The sequence below is a fragment of the Rathayibacter tritici genome, assembly GCF_001641005.1.
GTDB classification, from domain to species: Bacteria; Actinomycetota; Actinomycetes; order Actinomycetales; family Microbacteriaceae; genus Rathayibacter; species Rathayibacter tritici.
This window is the reverse complement of record NZ_CP015515.1, coordinates 1872144-1886659: the sequence shown is the minus strand read 5'-3', so window position 1 is coordinate 1886659 and position 14516 is coordinate 1872144. Positions and strand designations below refer to the sequence as shown.

The window sequence follows — 14516 nt, the reverse complement described above, 5'->3', positions numbered from 1 at the left end:
GGTGACGGTTCTGTCTCAGGACATCGGTGACGGTTTGGCGGATTTGGTGGTGACGGTTCTTTCGGTCGTGATCGTGGGATGGCTGCTGTCACCCCGATCTCCTCGTCCGTTCGTCTCGCTATCGTTCAGTGGCCACAGGACGCTCCGCGGGGCGCGGTGACAGCGTTCTGCGCGGAGTGCGGGATCAGCCGGAAATCGTTTTACGCGATCCGCGCGCATGCTCGGGACGAGGGCCCGGTCCAGGCGCTCGCCCCGCGCTCGCGTCGACCCCGGACATCGCCCACGAGAACAGGGGAAGCTGTGATCGAGCAAGCGATTCGCGTGCGGGCATCGCTGGAGCAGTCAGGGCTGGACCACGGTCCGATCAGCGTCCACGACCGGATGGTGCAGCTGGGTCTTGCAGCGCCGTCGCGGGCAGCCCTCGCGCGAGCGTTCCAGGCGAGCGTGTCTGATGGTGTGTGTAAGGAGTGGGCCTCCTGATGGAAGGAATGACTCTGTTGGCTATCGATAGGGTGTCACGTGAAGCGCGGCGCAGGACCCAGGAGGCGGGCGCTGCGCGTTTGGTCGAGTCGGGCGTGATGGATGACCTGTTCGCGAAGATCGACGCGGGCGAGATCGAGTTGGAGGGCGCTGGAGGGCTGATCCAGCAGCTGATCAAGTCCGGGCTCGAGCGGGGGTTGCAGACGGAGCTGACCGAGCACGTCGGATACGAGAAGGGCGACCCGGACGCGGCGTTTCACGAGAACTCCCGGAACGGGTCGTTCCCGAAGACCGTCGCCACGAACGTCGGCGACGTTGAGCTGCGGATCCCGCGGGATCGCAAGGGAACGTTCACGCCTCGGCTGGTCCCGACGGGCAGCCGGCGGTTGTCGCAGTTGGACGAGATGATCGTGTCGCTGTATGCCGGTGGGATGACTGTCCGCGATATCGAGCATCACCTCGCCGCGACGGTGGGCACGGAGCTCTCGCGCGAGACGATCTCGAAGATCGTCGATGAGATCTCCGACGAGGTCCTCGCCTGGCAGTCGCGGCCGTTGGAGGCGTTCTATCCGGTGATCTACCTCGACGCTCTGATCGTGAAGGTCCGCGACGGCGGGCACGTGCGCAACAAGGCCGCGCACCTCGCGGTCGGCGTTGACATGGACGGCATCAAGCATGTTCTCGGGATCTGGGTCCAGCAGGCCGAGGGCGCGAAGTTCTGGGCGTCGGTCTGCGCGGAACTCGCGAACCGCGGCGTCCGTGACGTGCTCATCGTCTGCTGCGACGGGCTGACGGGGTTCCCGGAAGCGATCGAGGCGACCTGGCCGGACTCGATGGTCCAGACCTGCGTCGTGCACCTGATCCGCAATGCCGTGCGGTTCGTCGCCTACGGGCAGCGCAAGGCCGTCGCCGCCGCATTGAAGCCGGTCTATCAAGCGCCGACCGCGGACGCCGCCAGGACCGCGCTGGAGGCGTTCACGACGTCAGAGCTGGGGCGCGCGAACCCGCACGCGGCAGCGGTGTTCGAGAGCGCGTGGGAGCGGTTCACGCCGTTCCTCGCGTTCCCGCCCGAGGTGCGCCGAGCCTGTCAAGTTGTGTGTGTAAGTGCGTGGTCCTCGGGGGTTTAGAGGTAGCGGTGGATTCGTTCGGGAAACGCGATCGAGAGCTGCTCGAGAGCCTTCTTCCAATTCGTGACGACTTGTCCTTCGACGAGGCGTCCCTCAGCTCGACGTTCGGCGGCGGGGCGTCCTCGGTCGCGGGCTCGGTCGCGGGCGCGTTTGTCTTCGATGTCGCAGATCGCGAGCCAGAGCAGCTTGATCACGGCCGCGTCGTTGGGGAAGTGTCCGCGGTTCTTCGTGACTTTGCGCAGCTGGAAGTTCAGCGACTCGATCGCGTTGGTCGTATAGATCACCCGGCGCACCTCGGGCGGGAACGCGAGGAACGGCGTGAACCGCTCCCACGCGCTCTCGAACACCGCTGCCGCGTGCGGGTTCGCGCGCCCCAGCTCTGACGTCGTGAACGCCTCCAGCGCGGTCCTGGCGGCGTCCGCGGTCGGCGCTTGATAGACCGGCTTCAATGCGGCGGCGACGGCCTTGCGCTGCCCGTAGGCGACGAACCGCACGGCATTGCGGATCAGGTGCACGACGCAGGTCTGGACCATCGAGTCCGGCCAGGTCGCCTCGATCGCTTCCGGGAACCCCGTCAGCCCGTCGCAGCAGACGATGAGCACGTCACGGACGCCGCGGTTCGCGAGTTCCGCGCAGACCGACGCCCAGAACTTCGCGCCCTCGGCCTGCTGGACCCAGATCCCGAGAACATGCTTGATGCCGTCCATGTCAACGCCGACCGCGAGGTGCGCGGCCTTGTTGCGCACGTGCCCGCCGTCGCGGACCTTCACGATCAGAGCGTCGAGGTAGATCACCGGATAGAACGCCTCCAACGGCCGCGACTGCCAGGCGAGGACCTCGTCGGAGATCTCATCGACGATCTTCGAGATCGTCTCGCGCGAGAGCTCCGTGCCCACCGTCGCGGCGAGGTGATGCTCGATATCGCGGACAGTCATCCCACCGGCATACAGCGACACGATCATCTCGTCCAACTGCGACAACCGCCGGCTGCCCGTCGGGACCAGCCGAGGCGTGAACGTTCCCTTGCGATCCCGCGGGATCCGCAGCTCAACGTCGCCGACGTTCGTGGCGACGGTCTTCGGGAACGACCCGTTCCGGGAGTTCTCGTGAAACGCCGCGTCCGGGTCGCCCTTCTCGTATCCGACGTGCTCGGTCAGCTCCGTCTGCAACCCCCGCTCGAGCCCGGACTTGATCAGCTGCTGGATCAGCCCTCCAGCGCCCTCCAACTCGATCTCGCCCGCGTCGATCTTCGCGAACAGGTCATCCATCACGCCCGACTCGACCAAACGCGCAGCGCCCGCCTCCTGGGTCCTGCGCCGCGCTTCACGTGACACCCTATCGATAGCCAACAGAGTCATTCCTTCCATCAGGAGGCCCACTCCTTACACACACCATCAGACACGCTCGGTGCGCCGGGTGATCTATACGACCAACGCGATCGAGTCGCTGAACTTCCAGCTGCGCAAAGTCACGAAGAACCGCGGACACTTCCCCAACGACGCGGCCGTGATCAAGCTGCTCTGGCTCGCGATCTGCGACATCGAAGACAAACGCGCCCGCGACCGAGCCCGCGACCGAGGACGCCCCGCCGCCGAACGTCGAGCTGAGGGACGCCTCGTCGAAGGACAAGTCGTCACGAATTGGAAGAAGGCTCTCGAGCAGCTCTCGATCGCGTTTCCCGAACGAATCCACCGCTACCTCTAAACCCCCGAGGACCACGCACTTACACACACAACTTGACAGGCTCTTCCAGGCGGCCGGAGTGATCGTGCCCGAGCCGAAGAAGAAGCCCCGATCCGCGTATCGCCGATTCGTGTATCCGGCGCCGAACTGCCTCTGGCAACTCGACGCCACCCAATACGCGCTCACGGGCGGCCGGACGTGTGTGATCTTCCAACTCATCGATGACCACTCTCGCGTCGCTGTCGCCTCCCACGTCGCGTCCGGTGAAACCACGGAAGGCGCGCTGGCCGTGGTCCGCAAAGGGATCGCTGCGCGCGGAGTACCCCGGAAACTCCTCTCCGATAACGGTGCCGCGCTGAACCCGACCCGGCGCGGCGTCCGCGGCCAACTCGTCGACTACGTCACCGCGCTGGGCGTCGAAGCGATCACCGGGAAACCCGGGAAACCAACCACGCAGGGCAAGAACGAACGCTTCCACCAGACCCTGTTCCGTTGGCTCGACAAACAGCCCCTCGCCGCAACCCTCGACCAGCTACAGACGCAGGTCGATGAGTTCGATGACATCTACAACACCCAGCGCGGACACCAAGCCCTTCCCGGCCGGATCACCCCGCAACAGGCATGGAACGCGACCGACCCCATCGAACCGCCCCGACCCGCTCCCGCCCCCGACCTTCCCCAGCCGCTCACGAACACCTCGGGAACCGCGACCAGAACCGTCACCGCGAACGGCGTCATCGGAGTGGCCAGCACCCACGTCAAAATCGGCAAAGCCCACGCCAGAACGACCGTCCACGTCACCTGGAACCTCGACGCCATCACCGTCACCGACGCCCACGGCACCCACCTCGGGACCTTCCCCCGACCCCCCAAAGGCACCCGCTACATCGGCAACGGCAAACCCCGCGGCTTCATGGCCACCCACACACCGTCACCGATGTCCCGAGACACCAACCGTCACCCATGTCCCGAGACACAACCGTCACCCATGTCCTGAGACATCACATCAGGCTCCCTCGACGGTCCGAGGTTCCCTCGTCGGCGCCAGGGGTGGGGGCCGGGGGTGGGGGCCGGGATGGGAGGATGGGCGGGTGTCTGAGCGAAGCCGTCCGTCCATTTTCTGGTTCCTCGCAGTGGCGGTGATCCCCGTGATGACCGCCTCGGTCGACCTGCGGATCCGGAACGCGGAGAAAATTCCGCGTACCGGTGCATTCGTGTTCGCGCCGAACCACTACAGCGAGATCGATCCGATCATCACCGGCTGGACGCTCTGGCGGTCCGGGCGTGCGCCGCGATTCCTCGCCAAGGCCTCCCTGTTCTCGGTCCCCGTGCTCGGAGCGATCCTCCGCGGCTCCGGCCAGATTCCGGTCGAGCGCTCGGGCTCGGTCCGTGGCAGCGAGCCGCTGAGGACTGCGAAGGCGCTCGTGGACGAGGGCCGCTCGGTGATCATCTACCCCGAGGGAACGCTCACCCGCGACCCCGAGCTCTGGCCGATGCGCGGCAAGACGGGGGCGGTGCGGATGGCGTTGCAGTATGGGCTCCCGGTCGTCCCGGTCGCGCACTGGGGCGCCCAGCAGCTCATGGGCCGCTACTCCAAGCGGATCACGCTGTTCCGCCGCAAGCGCGTCGACGTGATCGTCGGCGACCCTGTCGACCTGTCCTCGTTCCGCGGGCGCAGCCTGGACTCCGCCACGTTGAACGAGGCGTCGGCCGTGGTGATGGCCGCGATCACCGGGCTGCTCGAGCAGCTGCGCGGCGAAACGGCGCCCGACACGCGCTGGAACCCGTCCGATCACAACCAGAAAGGCACGGGTCGCTTTGAGTCCGAGCAGTAGGAAGGCGCCCATCGCCGTGCCGCGTCGCGTCGCCGTCCTCGGCGCCGGCAGCTGGGGCACCACGTTCGCGAAGATCCTCGCCGACGGCGGGTCCGATGTCGTGATGTGGGCCCGCCGAGCCGAGCTCGCCCGCGAGATCACCGAGGCCAAGCGCAACAGCGACTACCTCCCCGGCATCAACCTGCCGCGCACCATTCGCGCCACGCCTCGGATCGAGGAGGCGCTGGAGGGTGCTGACCACGTCTACCTCTCCATCCCGTCGCAGTCGCTGCGGAGCAACCTCGAGGCGATCACCCCGTTCCTCACCGAGCGCACGGTACTGGTGAGCCTGATGAAGGGCGTCGAGAAGGGCACCGGGCAGCGGATGAGCGAGGTGATCGCGCAGATGCTGCCGGTCTCGCCGGATCGGATCGCCGTCGCGTCCGGCCCCAACCTCGCCCTCGAGATCGCGAAGGAGCAGCCGACCGCGGCGGTCATCGCCTCCGAAAGCCTCATCACGGCGCAGGAGGTGGCTCTCGCGGCGACCAACCGCTACTTCCGCTCCTACGTCAACACCGACGTGGTCGGTACCGAGTTCGGCGGTGTGCTGAAGAACCTGATCGCTGTGGCGATCGGGATCGTGGACGGCGTCGGCTACGGCGAGAACACGAAGGCATCGATCATCACGCGCGGCCTCGCCGAGATGACCGATTTCGCGGTGGCCTACGGCGGGCGGCCGGAGACGATGTCCGGCCTTGCAGGGCTGGGTGACCTCATCGCGACATCGAGCTCGTCGCTCTCGCGGAACAACACGGCGGGGCGCCTGCTCGGCCAGGGCTACAGCTTCAGCGATGTCGTGAAGTCGATGCAGCAGACGGCGGAGGGCCTCGCCTCCGTCGCTCCGGTGCTCGAGCTCGCCCGGGCCCGGGGCGTCGACATGCCCATCGTCGAGCAGGTGTCGCAGGTGCTCGCCGGTACGCTCGATCCCAAGGACATCGCGCCGCACCTGACCACGGATTCGGACGAGCCACAGGGTGAGAGGAACCTCGATGACCAGCAAGCTCCGCGTGGCCGTTCTGTTCGGGGGGCGCTCCAGCGAGCACTCGATCAGCTGCGCAACGGCGGCCGGGGTGCTGCGGGCGATCGACCGTGACCGCTTCGAGGTGATCCCGATCGGGATCACTCCCGACGGCGCCTTCGTGCTCGAGGAGGACCGGCCGGAGAAGTTCGCGCTCGACGCGGCGGCACTGCCCGTTGTCGAGGACAACGGAACCCGGGTGCACTGGCCGGAGTCGGTGCTCTCGCGCGAGCTGACCGTGACCGCCGCCGACGGGTCGTCGCGATCGCTCGGCGATGTCGACGTCGTGCTTCCGATCCTGCACGGCCCCTGGGGCGAGGACGGCACTGTTCAGGGGATGCTCGAGCTCGTCGGCGTGCCCTACGTCGGCTCGGGTGTGCTCGCGTCGGCGCTCGGAATGGACAAGCACTTCACCAAGACGGTGCTGCAGGCCGCAGGTCTCGCGGTCGCGCCCTGGTACCTCGTGACGGAGGCGGAGTGGCGCACTGACCCGGGCGACGCCTCCGCGGCGCTCGACGAGCTGGGCCTCCCCGCGTTCGTGAAGCCGGCGCGCGCCGGGTCGAGCGTCGGCGTCAGCCGGGTCGGCGAGCGCGCGCAGCTCGACGCGGCGCTGGAGGAGGCGTTCGCGCACGACTCGAGGGTGTTGATCGAGTCGGGCGTCATCGGCCGCGAGGTGGAGATCGGCGTGCTCGGCGGCCGTCGCGGCGTTCCGGCCCGCGCCTCCGTCGCCGGCGAGGTGATCGTCACCGGTCGCGGCTTCTACGACTTCGAGGCGAAGTACCTCGGGGCGTCCGGCATCGAGCTGGTCTGCCCGGCCGACCTCACCGGCGACGAGCTCGCCGAGATGCGCTCCCTCGCTGTCCGCGCCTTCGATGCGATCGGGGCCGAGGGCCTGGCCCGGGTCGACTTCTTCCTCACCGCACACGGCTTCGTCGTCAACGAGATCAACACCATGCCCGGATTCACGCCGGTTTCGATGTTCCCGAGGATGTGGGGAGCGAGCGGCGTGGACTACCCACACCTGATCGGCGAGCTGATCGACTCGGCGCTGGACCGCGTCCCGGTCGCCGCCCGCTGACGCAGGCGCCCGCGATCCGCGTCGAGGCCGACGCCGGTGCGGCGCCGTCCGAGCAGATCCGCGGGCAGATCGCCGCGCTGATCGCGGCGGGGAACGCGCCACGTCTCGGAGAGGATTCGGATGGAGCATCTGCGATCATCGTGGCGGCGCAGGCAGCGCTCGGCCCGCGGCAGAGGATGCACGGTCCCGCGTGATCGCTCGTCCTTCCCTGTCGTGCTCGCCGCACAACATCGATAATGAACTCAATCAGCAAGGTGGTCTGGTGTCTGTGAGACGGTCTCCGTTGTGTGCCGCGGGCCTCGTCGCCGTCCTCGCGTTAACCGCGTGCTCTCCGGTCGTGGCGCTCGATGCGGCAGATGATTCGGAAAGCGTGAACTGTGCAACTATTTCGTCGCGGCTACCGAGTGGTCTGATCGATGGTGCCGGTGGGGAAATCGCGCGACGCGAGACCAACGCTCAAGCGACAGCGGCGTGGGGTTCTCCGGCCGTCGTCCTGCTGCGATGCGGGCTCGAGCCCCCGGCCATTGATCCTCGCTGTATTGAAGTGAATGGCATCGATTGGATACCGGATGATTCCGACGCCCCCAGGTATCGGTTCATCACGTTCGGCCGCACCCCGGCGACCGAGGTCATCATCGACAGCGAAGCGATCTCGGGTAGTTCGGTCCTCGTCGACCTGGCGTCGGCGGTCGGCGCCCTTGCCCCTTCGGGCGACGTCAAGTGCCAGGGCCTTGGCGACATCCCTCTGCCGACACCCAGAACCCAGTAGGCCGACGAGACCGGCGTGTGCCGAGCGCGTTCTTCTCCGCTCGCTCCAGCGCGTCGTAGGCGTAGTGTCCGTCTGACGGGAACTCTGTCGCACATGTTGCCGACCGATCGCCCTTCTGAAGATCTGGAACCTGCTCCTCGGGGAGAAGGGCGGCGCTCCGCTAGCGTGGGACGCATGGCAGCGGATCGCAGTCCCACCCTGGCCGAGCTCAGCGAGGGCGAGGTGCTCGCGCGGGTGCTGACCCGTCTCCCCGGCGGGGGAGCGGAAACGGTGGTCGGGCCGGGGGACGACTGCGCGGTGCTGCGCGCACCCGACGGTCGCTTCGTGGTCACGACGGACATGATGGTGCACGGCCCCGACTTCCGGCTCGCCTGGTCGACTGCGGCGGATCTGGGCTGGAAGGCGGCTGCCTCGAACCTCGCCGACGTCGCGGCGATGGGTGCGCGGCCCACCGGGCTCGTCGTCGCGCTGGCGGCGCCGCAGTCGCTGGGCCTCGACGTGCTGGAGGGGATCGCGGACGGTCTCGCTGCGGGCTGCGCCGCGATGGCGCCTGGCTGCGGGGTTGTCGGGGGCGACCTGTCCGCCTCCGCGACGCTGACGCTCTCGATCACGGCCTTCGGCTCGCTCGACGGTCGGCCGCCGGTGCTGCGGAGCGGCGCGCGCCCGGGGGACGTTCTCGCGGTCGCCGGGCCGCTCGGCCGCGCTGGACTGGGGCTGCGTCTGCTGTTCGAGCAGGCGCGGGAGGAGGGGGAGCCGTCGGCGGACCTCGCGGCGCGGCTGCGTGAGCGGCACCCGTCCCTCCTAGACGCGCAGCTGCGGCCGACGGCGCCGATTGCGGCGGGCACGGCCGCTGGCGGGATCGCCTCCGCGATGATGGACGTCTCGGACGGAGTGGTGCTCGACGCGCGCCGGATGTCCCGGGCGAGCGGAGTGGTGATCGACCTGGACCCGGCGGCGGTCGACGCGCACGCACGACAGCTGACCGGGGTCGAGGGCGTGGATCTCGACCTGGCGAGGGCGCTGGTGCTGGGCGGTGGCGAGGACCACGCGATGCTCGCGTGCTTCCCGCCGGCGACCGTGCTGCCGGAGGAGTTCGTGCCGCTCGGGATCGTCCGCGAAGGGGCGCCGGAGGTGCGGTTGGGCGGGGTGGCGCTCGACGAGCGCGGCGGGTGGGACCCGTATCTCGGGTGGGATGGCGCGGCGGGCTGAGTCCAGCTACGCGGAGGCGGGCGGGGCAGGCGACGCAGGCGAAGCAGGCGAAGCCCACCAGATCGTCGTCTCGCCGTAGTCCTTCCTCCGCTCGCGCTCGAGCCCCGCGGGCCAGCGCGGCTCCGGGCTGCGGGAGCTGCGCTCCACGACGACCACTGCGTCCCCGCGCAAGAGCGGCAGCACTCCGGCGAGGTCGGCGGCGAGGTCGTCCTCGCCGAGGTCGTACGGCGGGTCGAGGAACACGGTGTCGGTGTTCAGCGCGGGAGAGCCGTCGAGGAACGAGCGGACGGAGCCGGTGACGACCTCGATCCGAGGAGCGGGGTGCCGATTCTTGGTAGCGGCGGTCGTGATCGCCCGCGCGTTCTCGCCGGCGGTCCGCGCGGCTGTGGGGTCTCGTTCGACGAGGACGACGGCGCTCGCCCCGCGGCTGGCCGACTCCAGCCCCAACGCCCCGGAGCCGGCGTAGAGGTCGATGACGGTCGCTCCGTCGAGCGCGTCGCGTGCCTCGAGCGCCGAGAAGACGGCCTCGCGCACGCGGTCGCTGGTGGGGCGGGTGCCCGCGCGCGGGACCTTGAGGGTGAGCGAGCCGGCGAATCCGGCGATGATCCTGGTCACCGAACCGAGCATAGGGCGGCACTCGGCCCGCCCTCGCCCGCGCCTACCGCCTGGCGGCACACTGCGAACTCGCGGAACCTGGACTCTTTTCCCGTTGGGACTGCGAGAATCCGTAGCTATGACGTCGCTCGAAGACACCCGCTCCACTGCCGGCCGCCGGGCGGCGCCCGAGACGCCCGTGACCCGCGAGGAGTTCACGGCGCACTGCGGCGCCGTGCTCGAGAACCTCACCCGCGTGATCGACGGCAAGTCGGCCGAGGTCTCGATGGCGCTGACGGTGTTTCTGGCCGGCGGCCATCTCCTGATGGAGGACGTGCCCGGCACGGGCAAGACGGTCCTGGCGAAGTCGCTGGCCGCCTCGGTCGGCGGCAGCGTCGCGCGCATCCAGTTCACCCCCGACCTCCTGCCCTCGGACGTCACCGGCGTCTCGGTCTACAACCAGGCGACCCGCGACTTCGAGTTCAAGCCGGGTCCGGTGTTCGCGAACATCCTGATCGGCGACGAGATCAACCGCGCCTCGCCCAAGACGCAGTCGGCGCTGCTGGAGTGTATGGAGGAGCGGCAGGTCTCCGTCGACGGTGTCACCCACCTGCTCCCGCGTCCCTTCGCGGTCATCGCGACGCAGAATCCGGTCGAGATGGAGGGCACTTACTCGCTGCCCGAGGCCCAGCGCGACCGCTTCATGGCCCGCCTCTCGCTGGGCTACCCCGACGAGCGCGCCGAGCTCGAGATGATCCGCACGCGCGACTCCGCCACCCCACTGGAAGAGCTGCGGCCCGTCGTCGGCCTCGCCGAGCTCGAACGGATGATGGCCTACGTGCGCTCGGTGTACGTCGCGCCGCCGGTGCAGGAGTACGTGGTGGCGATCATGCAGGCCACGCGCGTCGATCCGGAGCTCCGGCTGGGTGGGAGCCCGCGCGCCACCCTCCAGCTGATCGCCGCCTCGAAGGCACTCGCCGCCCTCGGCGACCGCGACTTCGTGGTGCCGGACGACGTCGACGCGCTCGCCGTTCCCGTGCTCGGACATCGCCTCCTGCCCGCCACGCGCTTGCCGGGCCGTTCGGGTGCCGGATCGTCGCACTCGGTCACCGAGATCGTGCAGCGCATCGTCGCGGCGACCCCCGTCCCCTTCGGCAATCGTGTCGACTGAGGCCCGTCCCGTCGAGGCACCCTCGGCCCGTCTGGGCGGCCTGCCCGCGCTTCGCGGGATCGCGCTGACGCTCCGCGGCTGGGTGCTCGTGCTGCTGGGCGTCGCGGGAGTGCTGATCGCGCCGCTCTGGGCTGTCCGCGAGCTGCTCTTCCTTGGTCTGGTGCTCCTCGGGCTGCCGCTGGGTGCCCTGGTGTCGCTGGCGCTGGCCGCTCCGTCCTTCCGCGTGCAACGCCGCTTCACTCCGCAGGGCGTGGCGGCCGGTGACGTAGTGGAGGTCGACGTGCTGCTGGAGAACCGTGGCCGCGCGGTGCACAGCGGGGCCCGCGCGCACGATCGGCTGGAGCGCGTGCAGCGCGGAGTCGTCGTCGGGCGGCCGGTCGCCGAGGGCGCCTTCGGGTTGCCCGGCGTTCCGGCAGGGGGCCGCGTTCGTGCCCACTACCGCCTGCCCGCTGAGCGGCGCGGCATCCACCGCGTCGGTCCGTTGCGCCTGGTGCGCGGCGACGGCCTCGGGCTGGCGCTGCGCGAGAGCGTCGTGGGCGCTGCCCAGCCGTTCGTGGTGACTCCGCGGGTCGTGCCGCTGCAGAGCGACGTCCTCGACGCCCACGGAGCCGGCGGATCGAGCCCGGTCGCGCACGCCACGGCCGGCGCCGGCACCGACGACGTGATCCCGCGCGACTACCGCCCGGGTGACGCGATGCGCCGGGTGCACTGGCGCGCGAGCGCCCGCTCCGGCGAGCTGATGGTCCGCCAGGACGAGCAGAACACGGATCCGCACGCCTGGATCCTGCTGGAGACCCGCGCGGAGCGCGTGCTCGAGCGCCGCGGTGACGAGCGGCTGGAGTGGGCGGTGTCGATGACGGCGTCGCTCGCGGTGCACCTGCTCGAGCGGGGATTCGAGACGCACCTCGTCGAGACCGGTGCGGACGGTGAGCCGGAGCACTCGGAGGACGAGCGGGAGGTGGCGCACGACGTGCTCCTGCGCCTGGCCGAGCTGGCACCCTCGCGCGAGTCGGTCGACGCGGTGAGCCGGATCTCGGCTGAAATGCGGGACACCGGGGGAGTGCGCCCCGTGTTCGCGGTCCTCACGCGCCTGCTCGAATCCGACCTCGACGCTCTCTCCTCCCTGGCCGCGCAGGCCCGGCCGGCGATCGCCTTCGTCGTCGCCGGCACCGCGGAGGAGGAGGCGGCCCTGGCCGCGCTGGGCTGGTATGCGGTCGCCGTCGACCCCAGCGCCTCGGTGGAGGAGGCGTGGGCGCAGGCCCTCGCGCTGCGGGTGGTGGCGTGAGCCGCCGCGCCGAGAGCGATCCGCGCGCCGGATCGGCTCCGCTCAGTGCGCTGCTCTGGCTGGCGATCACCGCTGCGGCCGCGGGCACGGGCCGGCTCCTCGTCGGCGTCGACTGGTTGGTGCTGCTCGCGAGTGCGGTCGCCGTTGTGCTCGGTGTCCCGGCGGCGGCGCGGGCGCTGCGGGTGCACCCCCTCGTCCCGCCGATCCTCGGCACGCTCACCGTGGTCGGTGTCCTGACCGCGATGTTCGTGCCCGCCCGGGCGCTGCTGTTCGTGATCCCGACTCCCGGCGCGGTGGCACAGGCGGAGGCGCTCGCGCAGGGCGGCTTCGCCTCGATCGCGCAGCAGGGGCTCCCCGCCGTCGCCGACGACGGGATCTCGTTCCTTTTGATCGGCGGAGTGGTCGTACTCGCCTGGGCGGCGGACCTGTTCGCCTTCTCGGTGCGGCTGCCCGCGCTGGCGGGGTTGTTTCCGGCCGCGCTGCTCGCGGTGCCCGCGATCATCGATCCGTCCGCTGTGTCCTGGCCGAGCCTGGTCGTCACGGCGCTCGCCTACGCCGGCGTGCTCGCCGTCAGCGCCGCCCCCGGACGACGGAGCGCGACGACGGCTCTGCTGCCCTCCCTTGCAGCCGTCACCGTGGTCGTGCTCGGAGCGGGCCTGCTCGCCGGATCCGCCAGCGGCTTCACCCGCACGACCGCCGCCTCCGGCGTCTCGGGCAGCCTCTTCAACGGCGCGATCGATCCCGTGGTCGCGCTGGGTGCCGACCTGCGCCGCCCCAACCCCGTGACGGTGCTGCGCTACGCCACCGACTCCGACCTGCCCGTCTACCTCCGCGTGCTCACCGTCTCGGACTTCGACGGCGACGACTGGGCGCCGAACGCGACCGAGGAGACCGCTCCGATCGACCAGCCGATCGCGCCCGAGGGGCTCGCCGAGAGCGTGCCGCGCCAGTCGGAGGAGGTGGACGTCTCGGTCGAGACGCTGCGGAGCCAGTGGCTCCCCGTGCCGTACCCGGTCGCCTCGCTGACTGGCGTGGGTGACGGCTGGCTGCAGGACGTGCAGGACGGCTCGATCCGCGGTGACGCGACCACCCGCTCCGGCGACGACTACGAGGTGCAGGCGCTACGACTCGAACCCGACCCCCGACAACTGCTCGCTGCCCCCGCGCCGACCGGCGTCGACCGCTACCTCTCGCTCCCGGACGACGTCCCCGAGATTGTCAGCACCACTGCGCAGGAGGTCACCGCCGGCGCGCCGACCGCCTACGACCGGGCTCGGGCTCTGCAGACCTACTTCCGCTCGTCGGAGTTCCGCTACTCGGAGCAAACCCCGGCCGAGGAGGGCTACGACGGCGACGGGGTGGGTGTTCTCGCCGCGTTCCTGGACCAGAAGGAGGGCTACTGCGTCCACTACGCCTCGGCGATGGCGGTGATGGCGCGCGAGCTCGGGATCCCGTCGCGACTCGCGATCGGCTACCAGCCCGGCTCGGTCGTCCCCTCGCGGGGCAACGATCTGACCACCTACCGGGTGCTCTCCTCGGATCTGCACGCGTGGCCCGAGCTGTACTTCGAGGGCGTGGGCTGGCTGCCCTTCGAACCGACGCCGAACCGCGGGGCACCGGCCTCCTACACCCTCCCGAGCGCGACGGCTTCGACGGGCCCGGCGACCCCGGGATCGGCGGCCGGCAGCACTCCCGGCGCATCCAGCGCTCCCGCCGAGACGCCGACGTCGACTGCCGCGTCCCCCACGCCGACCCCCGAGGCCGTCGGTGCCTCGGACACCGCGGCGGCTCCGGCCGTGACGCTCTGGGTGCTGCTGCTCCTGCTACTGATCGTGCCCTGGCTGCTGCGCGCGATCCAGCGCGCGCTGCGCCAGCGTTCCGCTCGCGCCGGCTCGGTCGAGGCGGCCTGGGCCGAGCTGCTCGCGACCGCGCGCGACCTGGGCATCCCCGCGGAGGAGACGGAGTCGCCCCGCGCTCAGGAGGCGCGCATAGCAGGAGCGCTCGACCCCGGGGCCGCGGCGGTGCTGCGGGGCCTGCGCGAGCGCGTCGAACGCCGCAGGTACTCGCCGGCTCCGACCGAGTCGGCGGCGTGGGACGATTCGGTCGCCGTGGCTGCTGCGCTCCGCGGATCCGTGGGCGCCGGGCGTCGGGTGCTGGCGACAGTCGTCCCGCGCTCGGCGCTCGACCCGGTCGCCCGGCTCGCGCGTCCGAGGTCCGCCCTATGATCG

At 70.2% G+C, this 14516-nt stretch carries 11 protein-coding genes and 3 pseudogenes; 12 read left to right on the top strand and 2 right to left on the bottom strand.

Features of this window, described 5'->3' with window-relative positions:
- Positions 1-78: 78 nt before the first annotated feature.
- Both A6122_RS17300 and A6122_RS08620 read left to right on the top strand, forming a co-directional pair.
- A pseudogene (locus A6122_RS17300) lies at positions 79-435 on the top strand (helix-turn-helix domain-containing protein); the annotation flags it as partial.
- A 143-nt stretch (positions 436-578) separates the two neighbouring features.
- A pseudogene (locus tag A6122_RS08620) lies at positions 579-1562 on the top strand (IS256 family transposase); the annotation flags it as partial.
- A 41-nt stretch (positions 1563-1603) separates the two neighbouring features.
- Here A6122_RS08620 and A6122_RS08615 read toward each other — a convergent pair.
- Positions 1604-2875 carry an IS256 family transposase gene (locus A6122_RS08615; protein ID WP_418320007.1) on the bottom strand — a complete coding sequence of 424 codons (1272 nt, stop codon included), beginning with the start codon at positions 2873-2875 and terminating at the stop codon, positions 1604-1606.
- 139 nt (positions 2876-3014) lie between these two features.
- On the opposite strand from A6122_RS08615, the pseudogene A6122_RS08610 reads away from it, so the two are divergent.
- The 7 genes and pseudogenes from A6122_RS08610 to thiL all read left to right on the top strand — a co-directional run.
- A pseudogene (locus tag A6122_RS08610) lies at positions 3015-3311 on the top strand (transposase); the annotation flags it as partial.
- Between the two features lie 64 nt (positions 3312-3375).
- Positions 3376-4287, top strand: a complete 912-nt coding sequence (locus A6122_RS16510) for an integrase core domain-containing protein (protein ID WP_472511563.1) — start codon at positions 3376-3378, stop codon at positions 4285-4287.
- Between the two features lie 154 nt (positions 4288-4441).
- Entirely contained in the window at positions 4442-5125 is a 684-nt protein-coding gene (locus tag A6122_RS08600; RefSeq protein WP_084416182.1) for a lysophospholipid acyltransferase family protein, read from the top strand.
- A gap of 16 nt (positions 5126-5141) precedes the next feature.
- A complete protein-coding gene (locus A6122_RS08595) occupies positions 5142-6257 on the top strand; it encodes an NAD(P)H-dependent glycerol-3-phosphate dehydrogenase (RefSeq protein ID WP_181026328.1) in 1116 nt (371 codons plus the stop codon).
- The gene (locus A6122_RS08590) at positions 6154-7260 is read left to right on the top strand and encodes a D-alanine--D-alanine ligase family protein (protein WP_068253823.1); all 1107 of its coding nucleotides are present in this window, start codon (positions 6154-6156) and stop codon (positions 7258-7260) included. The genes A6122_RS08595 and A6122_RS08590 overlap by 104 nt, the downstream gene beginning before the upstream one ends.
- A gap of 190 nt (positions 7261-7450) precedes the next feature.
- Positions 7451-8029, top strand: a complete 579-nt coding sequence (locus A6122_RS08585; protein WP_237358155.1) for a DUF3515 family protein — start codon at positions 7451-7453, stop codon at positions 8027-8029.
- A 174-nt stretch (positions 8030-8203) separates the two neighbouring features.
- Positions 8204-9238, top strand: a complete 1035-nt coding sequence (thiL, locus tag A6122_RS08580; RefSeq protein ID WP_068253821.1) for a thiamine-phosphate kinase — start codon at positions 8204-8206, stop codon at positions 9236-9238.
- Between the two features lie 6 nt (positions 9239-9244).
- On the opposite strand, the gene A6122_RS08575 is transcribed toward thiL, so the two are convergent.
- Positions 9245-9853 (bottom strand): RsmD family RNA methyltransferase, encoded by a 609-nt coding sequence (locus A6122_RS08575; protein ID WP_068257354.1) that lies wholly within the window; start codon positions 9851-9853, stop codon positions 9245-9247.
- Between the two features lie 118 nt (positions 9854-9971).
- On the opposite strand from A6122_RS08575, the gene A6122_RS08570 reads away from it, so the two are divergent.
- Genes A6122_RS08570 through A6122_RS08560 form a run of 3 tightly spaced genes read left to right on the top strand, consistent with a single transcriptional unit; the run spans position 9972 to position 14513 of the window.
- Entirely contained in the window at positions 9972-11003 is a 1032-nt protein-coding gene (locus A6122_RS08570) for an AAA family ATPase (protein ID WP_068253818.1), read from the top strand.
- On the top strand, positions 10993-12288 hold the full coding sequence (locus tag A6122_RS08565) for a DUF58 domain-containing protein (protein ID WP_068253815.1): 1296 nt from the start codon (positions 10993-10995) through the stop codon (positions 12286-12288). Before A6122_RS08570 ends, A6122_RS08565 begins: the two co-directional genes overlap by 11 nt.
- A complete protein-coding gene (locus tag A6122_RS08560; protein WP_146077213.1) occupies positions 12285-14513 on the top strand; it encodes a transglutaminase TgpA family protein in 2229 nt (742 codons plus the stop codon). The genes A6122_RS08565 and A6122_RS08560 overlap by 4 nt, the downstream gene beginning before the upstream one ends.
- The last annotated feature ends 3 nt before the right edge of the window (positions 14514-14516 follow it).

Bases quoted from the DNA above. Each gene is read 5' to 3' on its own strand.
- A6122_RS08570 (WP_068253818.1), top strand. From the start codon at position 9,972: ATGACGTCGCTCGAAGACACCCGCTCCACTGCCGGCCGCCGGGCGGCG.
- thiL (WP_068253821.1), top strand. From the start codon at position 8,204: ATGGCAGCGGATCGCAGTCCCACCCTGGCCGAGCTCAGCGAGGGCGAG.
- A6122_RS08615 (WP_418320007.1), bottom strand. From the start codon at position 2,875: ATGGATGACCTGTTCGCGAAGATCGACGCGGGCGAGATCGAGTTGGAG.
- A6122_RS08590 (WP_068253823.1), top strand. From the start codon at position 6,154: ATGACCAGCAAGCTCCGCGTGGCCGTTCTGTTCGGGGGGCGCTCCAGC.
- A6122_RS08600 (WP_084416182.1), top strand. From the start codon at position 4,442: ATGACCGCCTCGGTCGACCTGCGGATCCGGAACGCGGAGAAAATTCCG.